This is a genomic window from Rhodoplanes sp. P11, assembly GCF_964266735.1.
Taxonomy (GTDB): Bacteria; Pseudomonadota; Alphaproteobacteria; order Rhizobiales; family Xanthobacteraceae; genus Rhodoplanes; species Rhodoplanes serenus.
In genome coordinates this window covers 303,763-317,261 of record NZ_CAXWGY010000018.1, presented here as the reverse complement: position 1 = coordinate 317,261, position 13,499 = coordinate 303,763, and the positions used below count along the sequence as shown (strand labels likewise).

14 protein-coding genes and 3 pseudogenes are annotated in these 13,499 nt (G+C 60.9%); 11 read left to right on the top strand and 6 right to left on the bottom strand.

Translation table 11 applies throughout. The annotated features are described in order from the left end of the window. The first annotated feature begins 89 nt into the window (after nt 1–89). Genes ACFQUV_RS18285 through ACFQUV_RS18275 form a run of 3 tightly spaced genes read left to right on the top strand, consistent with a single transcriptional unit; the run spans nt 90 to nt 1,438 of the window. Complete coding sequence (locus ACFQUV_RS18285; protein ID WP_129608311.1) at nt 90–530, top strand: Hsp20/alpha crystallin family protein; 441 nt, start codon at nt 90–92, stop codon at nt 528–530. 11 nt (nt 531–541) lie between these two features. Continuing rightward, a complete protein-coding gene (locus ACFQUV_RS18280; protein ID WP_129608312.1) occupies nt 542–925 on the top strand; it encodes an Hsp20/alpha crystallin family protein in 384 nt (127 codons plus the stop codon). A gap of 9 nt (nt 926–934) precedes the next feature. Continuing rightward, nucleotides 935–1,438 carry an Hsp20/alpha crystallin family protein gene (locus ACFQUV_RS18275; protein WP_129608313.1) on the top strand — a complete coding sequence of 168 codons (504 nt, stop codon included), beginning with the start codon at nt 935–937 and terminating at the stop codon, nt 1,436–1,438. A 230-nt stretch (nt 1,439–1,668) separates the two neighbouring features. Here the strand turns inward: ACFQUV_RS18275 and ACFQUV_RS18270 are convergent, their stop codons facing one another. Beyond that, a complete protein-coding gene (locus tag ACFQUV_RS18270; protein ID WP_129608314.1) occupies nt 1,669–2,499 on the bottom strand; it encodes an aldo/keto reductase in 831 nt (276 codons plus the stop codon). 415 nt (nt 2,500–2,914) lie between these two features. Next, nucleotides 2,915–3,956: pseudogene (locus ACFQUV_RS18265) on the bottom strand (zinc-dependent alcohol dehydrogenase family protein). 511 nt (nt 3,957–4,467) lie between these two features. Here ACFQUV_RS18265 and ACFQUV_RS18260 point away from each other — a divergent pair. The 7 genes from ACFQUV_RS18260 (at nt 4,468) to ACFQUV_RS18230 (ending at nt 10,880) form a co-directional block, all read left to right on the top strand. Next, nucleotides 4,468–5,235, top strand: coding sequence for a universal stress protein (locus ACFQUV_RS18260; protein WP_207211415.1), 768 nt, complete (start codon nt 4,468–4,470; stop codon nt 5,233–5,235). Between the two features lie 147 nt (nt 5,236–5,382). Beyond that, the gene (locus ACFQUV_RS18255; protein WP_129608315.1) at nt 5,383–6,036 is read left to right on the top strand and encodes a hypothetical protein; all 654 of its coding nucleotides are present in this window, start codon (nt 5,383–5,385) and stop codon (nt 6,034–6,036) included. Nucleotides 6,037–6,328: 292 nt separating this feature from the next. Beyond that, nucleotides 6,329–8,230: a molecular chaperone DnaK gene (gene dnaK / locus ACFQUV_RS18250; RefSeq protein WP_129608316.1), complete on the top strand. Its 1,902-nt coding sequence runs from the start codon at nt 6,329–6,331 to the stop codon at nt 8,228–8,230. Continuing rightward, complete coding sequence (locus ACFQUV_RS18245; protein ID WP_129608317.1) at nt 8,169–8,663, top strand: nucleotide exchange factor GrpE; 495 nt, start codon at nt 8,169–8,171, stop codon at nt 8,661–8,663. Before dnaK ends, ACFQUV_RS18245 begins: the two co-directional genes overlap by 62 nt. Continuing rightward, a complete protein-coding gene (gene grpE / locus ACFQUV_RS18240; protein ID WP_129608318.1) occupies nt 8,585–8,803 on the top strand; it encodes a nucleotide exchange factor GrpE in 219 nt (72 codons plus the stop codon). Before ACFQUV_RS18245 ends, grpE begins: the two co-directional genes overlap by 79 nt. A 262-nt stretch (nt 8,804–9,065) precedes the next feature. Then, nucleotides 9,066–9,719 carry a BON domain-containing protein gene (locus tag ACFQUV_RS18235; RefSeq protein WP_129608319.1) on the top strand — a complete coding sequence of 218 codons (654 nt, stop codon included), beginning with the start codon at nt 9,066–9,068 and terminating at the stop codon, nt 9,717–9,719. Nucleotides 9,720–9,836: 117 nt separating this feature from the next. Beyond that, nucleotides 9,837–10,880 carry a LysR family transcriptional regulator gene (locus ACFQUV_RS18230; protein WP_129608320.1) on the top strand — a complete coding sequence of 348 codons (1,044 nt, stop codon included), beginning with the start codon at nt 9,837–9,839 and terminating at the stop codon, nt 10,878–10,880. Here ACFQUV_RS18230 and ACFQUV_RS18225 read toward each other — a convergent pair. Beyond that, nucleotides 10,813–10,956, bottom strand: a pseudogene (locus ACFQUV_RS18225) (DUF2274 domain-containing protein); the annotation flags it as partial. The gene ACFQUV_RS18230 and the pseudogene ACFQUV_RS18225 overlap by 68 nt on opposite strands. Nucleotides 10,957–11,100: 144 nt before the next feature. Between ACFQUV_RS18225 and ACFQUV_RS18220 the strand changes: the two are divergent. Next, nucleotides 11,101–11,874, top strand: coding sequence for a class I SAM-dependent methyltransferase (locus ACFQUV_RS18220; protein WP_129608321.1), 774 nt, complete (start codon nt 11,101–11,103; stop codon nt 11,872–11,874). Between the two features lie 4 nt (nt 11,875–11,878). Here the strand turns inward: ACFQUV_RS18220 and ACFQUV_RS18215 are convergent, their stop codons facing one another. From ACFQUV_RS18215 to ACFQUV_RS18205, 3 genes and pseudogenes are all read right to left on the bottom strand, one after another. Then, a complete protein-coding gene (locus tag ACFQUV_RS18215; protein WP_129608322.1) occupies nt 11,879–12,166 on the bottom strand; it encodes a DUF2274 domain-containing protein in 288 nt (95 codons plus the stop codon). A gap of 35 nt (nt 12,167–12,201) precedes the next feature. Beyond that, nucleotides 12,202–12,314 (bottom strand): annotated as a pseudogene (locus tag ACFQUV_RS18210) (DUF2274 domain-containing protein); the annotation flags it as partial. Nucleotides 12,315–12,317: 3 nt separating this feature from the next. Continuing rightward, nucleotides 12,318–13,469 carry a TrbI/VirB10 family protein gene (locus tag ACFQUV_RS18205; RefSeq protein WP_371851693.1) on the bottom strand — a complete coding sequence of 384 codons (1,152 nt, stop codon included), beginning with the start codon at nt 13,467–13,469 and terminating at the stop codon, nt 12,318–12,320. Nucleotides 13,470–13,499: the final 30 nt, after the last annotated feature.

Below are 13,499 nucleotides of genomic sequence, written 5' to 3'. Positions count from 1 at the left end.
CGCCATTTTTCGAGAAACTGACGGTCATCAGTGCTGATCCCGGAGCTGAGCTGCCATCATGTCTGCAACATCAGCAAGGGAGTTCGGTGATGCTCGCTTACCAGGGAAATGCGGGGCGCTGGTTCGATCCGCTCCGCCAAATGCGGCTCATGCAACAGGATATGAATCGCCTGATGGACAGCCTCCGGGCGCCGGCGCTGCCCGAGTTCCCGCTGATAAACATCTGGACGGGTCCCGACGGAGCCGTCATCACCGCGGAGATTCCCGGCGTCTCGCCGGACGACCTCGAAATCACCGTCCACCAGAACACAGTGACGCTTCGTGGTCAGCGCATGGCCGAGCCGGTCGGCGAAGGCGACATTCTGCATCGTCGCGAGCGCGTTGCCGGTGCCTTCGCGCGCAGCCTGGTGCTGCCGTTTCGGGTGGACGGGGACAAGGCAGCGGCAATGTTTCGGAACGGGCTTCTTCGCCTCGACTTGCCTCGCCCGGAGGCCGATCGCCCCCGCAAGATCACCGTCAGCCGCTCTTAGGGAGAATAGTCATGGCCGATCAGGAAACCAACGGAAGCGCGGCTGCAGAGACCACACGAGATGTTCCGGTCTTCGTACCCCCCACAGACATCATCGAGACCGAGTCCAGTCTGCTTATGGTCCTCGACGTCCCCGGCGCCGATCCGGACAGCCTCGATGTGACGCTCGACAAGCGGGTGCTGCGGATCGCCGCCCGCTCGGCATCAAGCCATCCGGAGGGCTGCACGTTGCAGCACGCGGAGTACCGGGATGGGAACTACGAGCGGAGCTTCGTCATCTCCGAACCTGTCGACGCGGCAAAAATCGAAGCCGTGTTCAAAGACGGCGTCCTGCGGTTGACGCTACCGAAGGCGACGCCTGCGCCCGCCGCCAAGATCCCCGTCAAGGCCGCGTGAGGAAAGACAATGAGGATCACCGATCTTATTCCTTGGCGTACCTCCCGTCGGGACGTGGCCGTGCGAACGGAGCCGGCGGACCCGATCCGCGCATTTCGGCAGGACATCGATCGCGCATTCGAGAATTTCTGGCGGATAATACCGTCTTCATTTCCGGCGCTCGGTCAGTCTGAGTTTGCCGATGTCGTTCGCGTTGATGTCAGCGATAGCGGCAAAGAAGTAACCGTCACGGCCGAATTGCCGGGTCTCACCGAAGACGATGTCAACATCTCCATCGTTGATGGAGAATTGACGATCCGCGGTGAAAAGAGGACCGACCGGCAATCAGAGGACAACGGGCTCATAGTCCACGAGCGAGCCTATGGCGCCTTCGAACGCACCTTGCCGCTACCCGAGGGAGTGGATCCCGACGCGGCCAGCGCGACATTCAAGAACGGTCTACTGACGGTGGTGCTTCCAAAGACAGCCGAGGCCCTTGCCAACGTCAAGCGTATCCCTGTGCAGGCGGGTTGACATCGCCGCTTCTTAGCCCCACCCGCCTTGCCTGCCCGCCATCCTGCCCCCCGGATGGCGGGCATTCCTTTGAGCAGCAAGCCAACATCTCGGTATGATGATCATCCGCGTGTCCAGATCGCCGGAAGTGTCCGCTATCCGTGCAGTGGTTCGTGATCGAGGGTGCAGCTGCTCGATCCCCACCCGTGCCCGCCGGGTCGGCCTACGACGTCGGCCGACCGTCTTCGGGATTATCGATTCCCAATCTGCGGACTAAAGAGCCGGTTGAGTTCAGCCAGATCGGCTGGAGCAAGCCGCAACTCGAGTGCTTCCCGATTATCTTTGACATGCTCTGCGGTTGCAGCCTTCGGAATGGCAACGACACCCTCTTGGCTCAAGATCCAAGCGAGCGCCAGGCGGGCGCGGCTCACCCCGTATCGGTCGGCTATGCGCGCCAGCCTTCCCTCGCGAGCGAGTTGACCTCGCTCGATGGGTGAATGGGCTATGAGTGGAATTCCCCTCTCCCGGCACCAAGGCAGGAGATTGCGCTCAATGCCGCGTCTCATGAGATTGTAGGCGACCTGGTTGGTCTGAACGGATTTTCCCATCGGAACGGCCGCTAAGTCTCGCAAGTCGTCAATACCGAAGTTACTGACCCCCCAGTACCGTATTTTTCCCGCGGCTTTTAGGGTTTCGAAGGCCTCGATGGTTTCGCTCAGCGCGACGTTGCCCCGCCAATGAAGCAGATAAAGATCGATCCAGTCCGTGCGGAGACGCTTTAGGCTCCGGTCACAAGACGTCAGGACGCCGAGACGGGAGGAGCGATGCGGGTGCACCTTGCTAACGATGAAGACTTTATCGCGCTGACTCGCAGCAGCCTCTCCCACAACTTCCTCAGCGCCTCCGTCTCCATAGGTTTCTGCCGTGTCGATGAGCGTCATATCGAGGTCGATGCCGGTTCGCAGTGCGGCCACTTCTGCTTTGTGCGATTCGCGGTGCTCACCCATCCCGCATGTGCCCTGTCCGAGCAGCGGTATCGGCTCTCCCGCGGGCAATAGTATCGTCCTGATCGCGCTGGCCATGGAGGTTCCTGTTTGGTGTTCGATGCGAGCACAGAAAGGTTAGCGCTCCGCAAGAATGGACCAACTGACCATCGTCAACGCGTGTCGATTGCGCTCGGTATATACGGGTTGGTGTCGGTTCAAGCTGCCGTAGATCGGGCGTGGGCGCCCTGACCATCGGCAACTGAGGCTCTCTGGCGTATTCTGGTTGACAACGTGGACTACGCGAGTGTGGGAACCCGTATCGTAAAATCCCGTAAAGGCGGTTCGAAGTGGTCTCGCCTGTCAGCGTGAGGGCCTGATTGCTTAACCAGCCGGCCCCGGCAAGACGTGCGAACCGTAGGCAGTCCGGCGATCACCGGGTGAAAGTTGTTTACTTGGCTCATGCCATGGGGACCGAGGGGTCCGGACGCCACCGTCCCGGATAATGCGTCGGTCAGGCCGCCTCGATGATGACCTTGAGCGCTTGTGTGTCCGCTGCTTTCGAGAAGGTGTCGTAGGCGTCCAGGATGGCATCGAGCTTGAAGCGATGAGTGATCAGCTTCTTCGGATCGATCTTGCCGGAGCGCACCGTCTTCAGCAGCATCGGTGTGGTGACTGTGTCCACCAGGCGCGTGGTTATGGCGATGTTATGCGACCAGAGCTTTTCCAGATGAAGGTCGGCTTTGACGCCATGGACGCCGATATTGGCGATTATGCCGCCCGCGGCGACGATCTCCTGGCACAGTTCGAAGGTGGCGGGGATGCCGACCGCCTCGATGGCAGTATCCACGCCCTTGTTCTCCGTCAGCTGGAGAAGCTGCTGCTTCGCTTCCTGTCCGGTCGCTTTGACCGTTTTTGTCGCACCGAAGCGCTTCGCGGCTTCGAGCCGGTTCTCGTCGAGATCGATCACGATCAGTTCCGCAGGTGAGTAGAACTGCGCCGTGAGCAAAGCAGCCAGGCCGACGGGGCCCGCGCCGACGATCGCCACGGAGGCACCGGGCTGGACTTTGCCATTGAGCACGCCGCATTCAAAGCCAGTCGGCAGGATGTCGCTCAGCATTACCAAGGCATCCTCGTCGGTGCCGTCCGGGATGGGATAGAGGCTGGTGTCAGCGTGGGGAATGCGGACGTATTCCGCCTGCGTGCCGTCGATGGTGTTGCCGAGAATCCAGCCGCCCGTCGTACAGTGGGAATACATGCCGCGCCGGCAGTATTCGCATTTGCCGCAGGAGGAGATGCAGGAGATTAGGACGCGGTCGCCCTTCTTGAATTGTGTCACTCCCGAGCCTCGCTTGTTCGATAATGCCTACGCCCTCGTGCCCGAGAATGCGCCCTGACGTGCAAGTGGGCACGTCACCTTTGAGGATGTGGAGGTCCGTGCCACAGATGGTCGTTTTCGTCACCCTAACGATGGCGTCCGTCGGGTTCTGGACATTCGGAATGTCACGCTCCTGGAGCGATTTTTTTCCGGGCCCTTCAAAGATGAGAGCTTTCATTGTTGTCTCCGTCACTGACGATCGATTGGATGTGCGATAGCTAATGGTTCAGCATCGCGATTGGGCATGCACTGATGTTTGTCAGTGTCGCGAGGGCGCCTGTGTACGCGCCGAACTAGCGTGATGAATGCGCCTGGAAAGGCCGGGGTGCGTCAGCGACGGTGATAGGGCGCCATCCATGATGGTCGCGCTAGGCTAAGCCCCCAAAGCTGGTTCTGACGCAGATACGGCCGGCTCGAGAGTTCCGGTAGCGAGGGACTTACGGCGAATTCTGGTGTCGAATTGCGACCCGCTATTCAACGGTGGCCTAAGGACGAAATGTTTAGCCTGCGAACCAGCTTTTCGAAGTCGGCACCGTTCGCCTCCCGACGGCTACATCGCAGTCTGCAACCATAAATGTGCGGCAACGCTGACGAGCGTCAGTGAACGGCCGCCTCCTGGCCCTCATCCTAGGAGGAGGACCGGGCCTTCAATGCAAGAGGCCGACCGCGATCGCGCTTAGGAGGAAGTCATGATTAAGGTGTTGGTGGTCCGGCTCGACGGAACGGGCGGAGATGATTTCAGACTTGCGGCCACGGAAAGCCTGGCGAAACTGTTCAATGCCCATGTGGTCGGATTGATAATTAACGTTCTGCCCGAGCCAACCATCGTTGACAGCGTGGTCAACGTAAGCGACTGGTCTCGACTTCTCGATCAGGCACGGACGGCAGGAAGAGAGTTGGAGGAGAAGACCAAGAATCGCCTGAAGGGTCTAGCGCCGTCATCCGAAGTGCGTCGAATCGATGCGTACGCCCATGAGCAGGCGCGCCTCACCGCACGGGAATGCCGGACGGGAGATGCTCTCGTCGGTCTTCGCCTCAGCGATGAGGATGATGCGATTGAGCTGCACGACGTGGTGGAGGAAACCCTGTTTGAGGCGGGGAGGCACATTTTCCTCGTGGCTGACCAGAGGAGCTTCGACGGGGGGTTTCAGCATGCGGTGGTCGCCTGGAACGGCAGCCGCGAGGCGACCCGGGCGGTCGCCGAGGCATTGCCGTATCTTGAGAAATCGAAAGCAGTCACCGTGCTACGTATCGGTGCGGGGACGGAGTCAATTCTGACCGCGACGCAGGATGACAGGCTTGTCGCTTATCTTCGACGACATGGCATTAACGCGGTGCTGGAGCGGGTTGCACAGAAGGGACTTACCGACATCGCGACGGTGCTGGTGGACGAAGTGGTTGCACGCAAGGGCGACCTGCTCGTCATGGGGGGCTACGGTCATTCCCGATTGCGGTAATGGCTGCTCGGGGGCGCGACGTATCGGCTCCTTCGCAAGTCGCCAGTGTCGCTCGTCATGGCGCACTAGACAGCGTGTCCCTCAGTTGCTGGGAATGAGTTGTCGCGTAGCGGAGTCTTTGCCGGTTGCTGCTAAGGGACGATGGTTATGACCAATTCTGATGACGAAGGGATTCTTGAGACGCGTAGGGTGCGTGAAGTAGCCGGTGTGTTTCACGGAGAGAGCGCCCTTGAGAATGCGATCGAAGCCCTCTTGCATGCCGGTTTCGACCGCGCGGATATTGACATCATGGGTGAGCTCGAGGCGGTCCGACGCCGTCTGGGCACGCTCTACATTCCGCCGGAGGAGATCGCCGACGTACCGGGGACCCCGCGTCGGGCATTTGTCGCACGAGACGATCTTGCAACGGCGACCGCCGGCGTGGCTGGAATTCTTTTCTATGTGGGCGCGACCGCGGCCATGATGTCCGTCGTCGCTTCCGGCGGAAGTCTTGCAGTGATCGCCGCAGCCGCAATGGCAGCCGGGACGGTCGGAGCGGGTATCGGCGCTGCTGCAGTTCGACTGCTTGGCAAGAAGCAGGCGGAGGAGCTCGAGCTTCAGCTCATGTCCGGAGGCATTGTGATCTGGGTGCGCGCTCGAACCGCGGAGAAGGAAGCGGAAGCACAGGAGATTCTGGCCAAATTCGGTGCTGAAGCGATCCGCGTGCATGAGATTGATATGGTGAAGCGGCTGGAGGACATACCGCTTGCGAAAGTTCAGCCGGACCCGTGGCTGGAAAGTAACGTGCAGACCAGCGGTTAGGGCCGCGAGAGACTCAAGATGGCTCTCCGCGGACTGCGGCAAGACGGCTCCAGTCCCGGGAACGCACAGCCGATTGAAACCGCGCCGGCTGGAGCGCAGCGTGTACACCGCCGCACGGTTGCGCGAGTCGGTTGACCTCATTGCTCGGCGGCTGGTGATTGTCGAGCTCGACCCTCCTGTCCGGCGGTTTTGATTGCCGTCGGACTGATGTCCGTCAACGTCGATGACCTGCCCCCTGGTCATACTGCGAGGCACGTATCGCATCGAAGTTCCCGACCGATGGAGGCACAGCATGGCAGGCAAGGTGATCGGCATTGACCTGGGTACGACGAATTCCTGCGTCGCGATCATGGAAGGCTCCCAGACCAAAGTCATCGAAAACGCCGAGGGTGGCCGCACGACACCCTCCATTGTGGCATTCACGAGCGAGGGCGAGATCCTCGTTGGCCAACCGGCGAAGCGACAAGCGGTCACAAATCCCGAGAACACCATCTTCGCCATCAAACGCCTGATCGGCCGGCGGTATGACGACCCCATGGTGGAAAAAGACAAGGCCCTTGTGCCCTACAAGATCGTCAGGGGCGACAATGGCGACGCCTGGGTCGAGGTGCAGGGTAAAAAATACAGTCCGAGCCAGATCAGTTCGTACATACTGGTGAAGATGAAGGAGACCGCTGAAGCCTATCTCGGCGAGAAGGTTGAGAAGGCGGTGATCACGGTCCCTGCATATTTCAATGACAGCCAACGGCAGGCAACGAAGGATGCCGGCAAGATTGCCGGCCTCGAGGTGCTGCGCATCATCAACGAGCCGACGGCGGCCGCTCTTGCGTATGGCCTCGACAAGAAGAAGGCCGGAACGATCGCGGTGTATGACCTCGGTGGCGGAACGTTCGACATTTCGCTGCTCGAGATCGGTGACGGCGTGTTCGAGGTGAAGGCCACCAATGGCGATACATTCTTAGGCGGCGAAGATTTCGACAAGCGGATCATCGACTGGCTCGCAAGCGAGTTCAAGAAAGACCAGGGCATCGACCTGCGCAATGACCGTCTTGCGCTGCAGCGGCTTCGGGAGGCGGCAGAGAAGGCCAAGATCGAGCTCTCCTCGGCGCTGGAAACAACCATCAGCCTGCCTTTCATCACGGCCGATCAGAATGGCCCGAAGCATCTGGAGATCAAGCTCAGGCGCGCCAAGCTGGAGGAATTGGTCGACGACCTGGTCCACCGCACCGAAAAGCCCTGCCGGGACGCAATGAAGGATGCGATGATCAAGCCCGAGAAGATCGACGAGGTCGTTCTCGTTGGCGGCATGACGCGCATGCCGAAGGTTCAGCAGATCGTCACCGACCTCTTCGGCAGAGAACCGCACAAGGGTGTCAATCCCGACGAGGTGGTGGCGATTGGCGCGGCGATCCAGGCTGGCGTGCTCCAAGGCGACGTCAAGGATGTGCTGCTTCTCGACGTGACACCACTGTCGCTTGGTATTGAGACCCTTGGCGGGGTATTTACCCGCCTCATCGAGCGCAATACCACGATTCCTGCCAAGAAGAGCCAAGTCTTCTCGACAGCAGAAGACAACCAGACCGGCGTCACGATCCGTGTCTTTCAAGGCGAGCGCGAGATGGCGGCAGACAACAAGTTGCTTGGTCAGTTCGATCTCGTCGGTATTCCCCCCGCGCCTCGGGGCCTCCCCCAGATCGAGGTCACCTTCGACATCGATGCGAACGGCATCGTCAATGTCTCGGCCAAGGACAAGGCGACAGGAAAGGAGCAACAGATTCGTATCCAGGCCTCGGGAGGCCTGTCGCAAGCCGACATCGAGCGGATGATCAAGGAAGCCGAGGCAAACGCGGAAGCCGACAAGAAACGGCGCGCGTTGGTCGAGGCGAAGAACCGGGCGGACGCGGAGATCGCCGCAAGCCAGAAAGCTCTCGACGAGTCCAAGGATAACGCGCCGGCCGCAGAGAAGGAGGCGGTCGAGAAGGCAATCGAGGAGTTGAAGTCGGTTGTCGGTGGCGACTCGGCTGCAGACATCGAAGCTAAGGCGCAAATGTTGCAGATTGCCCTGTTGAACTTCAAAGCGAAGATGAAGGACAGCTCAGCCGGTGGCGCGAGCGGGCAGAGCCCGACCGACGATGATGTCGTCGATGCGGACTTCGAGGAGTTGGACGACAAGGACGACAAGCGACATGCTTGATCGCCGCGATACTAAGAGGCTGGTCGATCTGAGGCTTGGCACGGCCCTTCGGTCGATGCCGCCAGCATCGCCCGCTATCGATCCGGTAGCGAGAATCGCTGAGCTCGAGCACGAACTCATGCCCGCCCTCGCCGAACAGGAGAACATTCGCAAGCGGATGCGGCGTGAACGGGATGAGGCCGTAGAGCGAGCAGTTGGATGCTTCGCAGCCGACCTGCTCGACACTATTGAGAGATTGAATAGCTCGATCGAATATGCGTGCATACATCCGGGTAAGGCCTCAGCGGCATCGCTTATCGCTGGTGTCCGGGCGAGTGAGTATTTACTGCTGTCGGCTCTCACCCGGCATGGTGTGTGCAGGATCGATCCTATTGGATACGATTTGACCCGAGCGAGCAGCACGCGGTGTATCTGCGAATCGAAACGACTGTAGCTGAGGGCGCGGTCGTCGAGGTGTTGCATCTAGGCTATCTGGTCGAAGATGGATTGGTGCATCCGGCTGCTGTCGCTGTCGCGGCTGCTGATTGTATGCCCTCCGAACACTTCAAGACGTTAGTCGCCCGGCTGGCCTAATCCGCAGCCCCCACCCTGACGATGGCCGTCCTTCCGCTTCACTGGGTTCGAACCTCGGCGACGCTCAGCCGCTGATCTCCGCTGTCATTGGCGTTGTTCGTTCGACTGTAGCCTTCGGCGAAACTGCTGCTATCAGTTCGAAACTGACGCCCGTCAGCGCGTTTCACCTGGCTGGTAGTAGCGTGATCTCGCTGCAAGTTGCGGAGGACCGAGCGTTGGTCTCGCAGCGAGGCATGCCCTATTAGCGGAAGGAAGGACGACAATGAGATCCGACAGCGACATCAAGCGCGACGTAGAAACCGAACTGAAGTGGGACCCCGACATCGACGCCACCGACGTTGGCGTGGCCGTCAAGTCGGGCGTCGTGACGCTCACCGGCTTCGTGCGCAGCTACGCGCAAAAGTACGAGGCGGAGCTGGCAGCCAAACGTGTGTCGGGGGTGCTCGGCGTGGCGAACGACATCGAGGTGCGGCTACCCTCTGAAAACCAGCGCCCTGATCCCGAGCTGGCGCGCGAGGCCGTCGCCGCCATTAAGGCCGAGCTTCCGTATGCGCACGAGAACATCAAGGTGGTGGTGAAGAGCGGCTGGGCGACGCTGGAAGGCAACGTGGAGTGGGACTACCAGCGCACACGCGCCGAACGGGCGGTGCGCGGTATGAAAGGCCTAAAGGGAATCTCCAACCTGATCACGTTGAAGCCGCGCGTTGCTCCATCGGAAGTCAAGGCGAAGATCGAGGACGCGTTCAAGCGCAGCGCCGAGATCGACGCCAACCGCATCACCGTCACGGCCAGTGGCGGAGAGGTAACGCTCACCGGCTCGGTACGCTCCTGGGCCGAACGCCAGGAGGCCGAGCGAGCCGCGTGGCGGGCGCCGGGGGTCACCAAGGTCGACAACCGCATCACCATCGCTGTGTAAAGCGCACGCTACCCAAGAGTGGAAGCGCGGACCAACGATGTCCGCCTTCCACGGTGGGCTTTGAGAAAGAGCCGCCTCCAATTTAACGCGGTTCTGTACCGATGAAGGGCATTCCGTATGGACCCTGGATCGCGGCTACTGCTCGCTGGGCATGTGAGCCTACGCATTGAAGTGCGGCACCTATGCTATGTATTAGCTGCCGCGCAATCGGGTAGCTTTCGCGGTGCTGCGAGCGCGCTCAATGTCGAGCAATCGGCAATCAGCCGAAGAATTCGCGACCTGGAGGACCGCCTCGGTGTCTCGTTGTTTGTGCGCGGCCATGGCGGCGTTTGCCTCACAAACGCCGGACAGTCCTTCGTGGGCCGGGCCCAGCGTGCACTGAGCCACATTAGACATGCTGCGTCGGACGCAGCCTCCGGCGGTCGTGGGGAAGTTGGCGGAATTCGTGTTGGAATATTTTCGTCATTGTCCTGTGGGTTCCTGGCGGATTTGCTACGCATTTATGGCCAACGTCATTCGGCTGTCCGACTCGATCTGGTGGAAGGGGGGCCTGCCGCACATGTGTCAGCAGTTCAACGTCTTCAGATGGATGTCGCCTTTCTGACCGGCGCCCCGACTGCAGACGATTGCGATCGGGAGGACCTCTGGACGGAGCGGATATTTGTCGTACTCCCCGCAGCGCATAAACTTGCCGGACGGCGAAGACTCACATGGAATGACCTCCGCGCGTACCGCTTCATTGTAAGCGAGTGTGATCCCGGACCTGAGATCGAAGACTACCTCGTCAAGCACTTAGCCGACCTTGGCCACCACCCGAGTGTGGAGCGTCACGCGGTCGGACGGGACAATCTCATGCATCTGGTGGCAATGAGTCAGGGCCTAACTCTGACTAGCGAGGCCACGACCGCGGATCGCTTTCCAGGCATCGCGTATAGACCGCTTAGCGGGCATTTGCTGCCATTCTGCGCAATCTGGTCGCGCCAGAATGACAATCCGGCTCTGAGGCGGCTGCTCAGCCTTGCCAAGGCAATGTCGCGCGAGCGATCCAACGCCAACGGCAGGATCGACAAAGCGGATGATGAGAGGCGGCGGGCTATGGCTGGGATGGGCGCGCTCTCGGGCCGCGGCGAGCCTTCGCGAATGCCCGATCAGTCGCCATGAATCGCTCAATCATTGGCGCGATGAGCTTGGCGGGATCTGGGATAGGCTTACCGGTCTCCTGTGCGAGGACATCTGCGTTATCCGGACTCTATGAAGATGTCTCAAGGCCGCGATGCTGTTTGTCTGCAATGAACAGGACGCCGACACTTACCCACGACGATTGCACTGAACAGGGCGGTCCATCCTGTTCTTCCAAGACACTCAAGGGTAATGTGACGTCATGTCAAAGCAGAGCGACAGATTTCAGACGGCCAGCGATCGATATGCGCAGTTCCGCCCGCGATACCCGGATAGCCTCGTCCGCAGGGTCGCCGGACGGATCGGGGCGGCTCCCGTGAATTCCACATTGCCTGTGCTCGATGTCGGCAGTGGCACGGGCATCTTCACACGCCAACTCGCAGCCGGCTTGCCCCAAGGCATGCCGATAATCGGGATAGAACCATCGTTCCGGATGCGCGAGCAGGCGATGATGCAGCCAGCTTCTCCTTCCGTCTCCTATCGCGACGGCAACGCCGAGCACCTGCCTGTCGAGAATGGCGGCGCGCGAGGCGTGGTGGCGGCGACGGCCGCACATTGGTTCGACCGGCCGGCCTTCTACCGCGAAGCCGCCCGAGCCCTACCTTCAGGTGGTATCCTCGCCATCGTCGAGTATGTCCGTGACGAACAGTCTCCGGTCGCGTGCGCTGTGATCGACTTCCTTGCGCGGCATGGGGAAGAGCGCGCCTACTCCCGTCCCGATTACACCGCCGAGCTTGGTGCTCTTGCCGGCTTCAGACAATTGGAGGAGGTGAGAGAGCCGGTGACTTTTCACCTCACCCTTCCGGAGTTTGCGGGACTGGCTCTCTCGTCCTCCCACGCGCGCAAGATCGTCGAGGATATGGGAGAGGCCGAAGCGACTGTACGGCTCCAGGCGATCGGCAGCAGGCTGAGCGACAATGACGGCAAAGTGCCCTACGGCTATGTCTTTCAGATTTTCATGACGCAACGTGCCTGAATCATCAGGCGTTGGTATCACCATCGGAATTTCTGGATGTCGCAGCGTTTCCCGGAAGTGTTGGGCGTCGAGGTGCGCCACCGCCCTTGGCCTTCCTGCTCCGCCAGCCACGATCCGAGCGGATGAACGCTTCCAGCATATGCGGGATCAGCGCCGCCGTTTCCACCGGCTCGTAGAGGCGGCGGTGCTCGGCCGCGTACTGGTCGAGTTCTTCCTTGAGCGGCTCCGGCAGCGTGATCGTCAGCCGGACGAGGCCGACCTTGGGCAGCGGGCCGAGTCTTAATTGAGGCATGTATTTTCTCCTGCGCGTGAGACAAAGACATGTCGCCTGTTCAGATAATCGGCATAGGCGACGAGCTGCCGATGGACGGTGGCCGACAGTTCCACCGTCACTTTCACCGGCTTGTCGTCTCCAGGGCCCCAAGCTTGAGTTTTGCCACGAGCTATCCTCCGTAGGGTTCGAGGACTAGGTCTCGCGTGACGATCACGCGCACTGGAAATCCGGGCCGGATTGTGAGCGTTGGCGGTACGTTAAGCTGACGCCGAATGATCTGTTGCCCGGCATCGTTGATCGTGTCCTGGCCGCCATTGCGGATCGCTCGCAGCAGGCGATCTTCGTCGTCGATCGCAAGCTCGGAACCAACACTCAGCAGCGTGGATAGGCCCGCGGCCTTGGCGAGTTCCCACCAATGGTAGTCGACCCCGTCCTCGAGGCCGGCGTAGCCTTGTGAATCTGCCCCCGGTTGGCGTTCCAGAACGATGGAGCGTCCGTTCGGGAAAACGAGGCGATTCCACACCAGCAATATTCTCCGCTGACCGAACTGCACGGCGTTGTCATATTGGCCGATGATGCGCGTGCCCTGCGGCACGAGAAGTAATCGGCCGGTCGGGCTGTCATAGATGTGTTCGGTGACCTGAGCTGTGATCTGTCCCGGCAGGTCCGAGCGGATGCCCGTGATCAGCGCTGCCGGGATCACCGCCCCGGCCTGCAGGACATAGGGCGATGCAGGCGCTAGCACGCGGTCGGGAGCGACGGTGCGGCGATCAATGGCGGCGTTCAGGAAGGCGACCTGGCGGTCCTGCGCAGTTGGTGCGTTGAGCTGCCCGGGCAGGCCAAGGCCGGTAAGGTTCGTGGTGGTCGCGGCGATGCCCGGCCCGGCCGGAGCCGTATGTGTGCGTGCCTCAGTCTGAAAGAACACGCGACTGGTGCGTGCTGCTTCCTCCTCCGCGAGCCGGCGCTGCTCTGCCGGGTCGACCGCCGGTCGAATCGGTGGAGGTACGACCGGTTGGCCGCGGTTCTGCGCATCGAGGATCGGTCGACCGAGATCGCCAGGCAGCGGGGGGCCGAGTCGCGGGCCGGTATAGTCGCGTGGCAGGTCGGTGAGACCATCAGCGGTGGGGCGGTTCCTCGTCGAGTAAAGTTCTTCGCTGGCAGGGCCGCCGTGTCGGGTCTGAAGGGCGTAGATCAACGCGCCTCCAAGGCCCGCGCAAGCGATCAGGCCGATCGCCATCAATGCCTTGCGAGACAGGCGGGTGACACGAGGCGGCTCGCCACGCAGCCGCATCGGAGCCGTGGCGTCGCTCGCTCTTCCCATAGTCTCGCCATTGTGGCCCTGATTATCGGT

Coding starts and splice junctions, on each gene's coding strand:
- ACFQUV_RS18285 (WP_129608311.1), top strand. CDS start 90: ATGCTCGCTTACCAGGGAAATGCGGGGCGCTGGTTCGATCCGCTCCGC.
- ACFQUV_RS18280 (WP_129608312.1), top strand. CDS start 542: ATGGCCGATCAGGAAACCAACGGAAGCGCGGCTGCAGAGACCACACGA.
- ACFQUV_RS18275 (WP_129608313.1), top strand. CDS start 935: ATGAGGATCACCGATCTTATTCCTTGGCGTACCTCCCGTCGGGACGTG.
- ACFQUV_RS18270 (WP_129608314.1), bottom strand. CDS start 2,499: ATGGCCAGCGCGATCAGGACGATACTATTGCCCGCGGGAGAGCCGATA.
- ACFQUV_RS18260 (WP_207211415.1), top strand. CDS start 4,468: ATGATTAAGGTGTTGGTGGTCCGGCTCGACGGAACGGGCGGAGATGAT.
- ACFQUV_RS18255 (WP_129608315.1), top strand. CDS start 5,383: ATGACCAATTCTGATGACGAAGGGATTCTTGAGACGCGTAGGGTGCGT.
- dnaK (WP_129608316.1), top strand. CDS start 6,329: ATGGCAGGCAAGGTGATCGGCATTGACCTGGGTACGACGAATTCCTGC.
- ACFQUV_RS18245 (WP_129608317.1), top strand. CDS start 8,169: ATGATGTCGTCGATGCGGACTTCGAGGAGTTGGACGACAAGGACGACA.
- ACFQUV_RS18235 (WP_129608319.1), top strand. CDS start 9,066: ATGAGATCCGACAGCGACATCAAGCGCGACGTAGAAACCGAACTGAAG.
- ACFQUV_RS18230 (WP_129608320.1), top strand. CDS start 9,837: ATGGACCCTGGATCGCGGCTACTGCTCGCTGGGCATGTGAGCCTACGC.
- ACFQUV_RS18220 (WP_129608321.1), top strand. CDS start 11,101: ATGTCAAAGCAGAGCGACAGATTTCAGACGGCCAGCGATCGATATGCG.
- ACFQUV_RS18215 (WP_129608322.1), bottom strand. CDS start 12,166: ATGCCTCAATTAAGACTCGGCCCGCTGCCCAAGGTCGGCCTCGTCCGG.
- ACFQUV_RS18205 (WP_371851693.1), bottom strand. CDS start 13,469: ATGGGAAGAGCGAGCGACGCCACGGCTCCGATGCGGCTGCGTGGCGAG.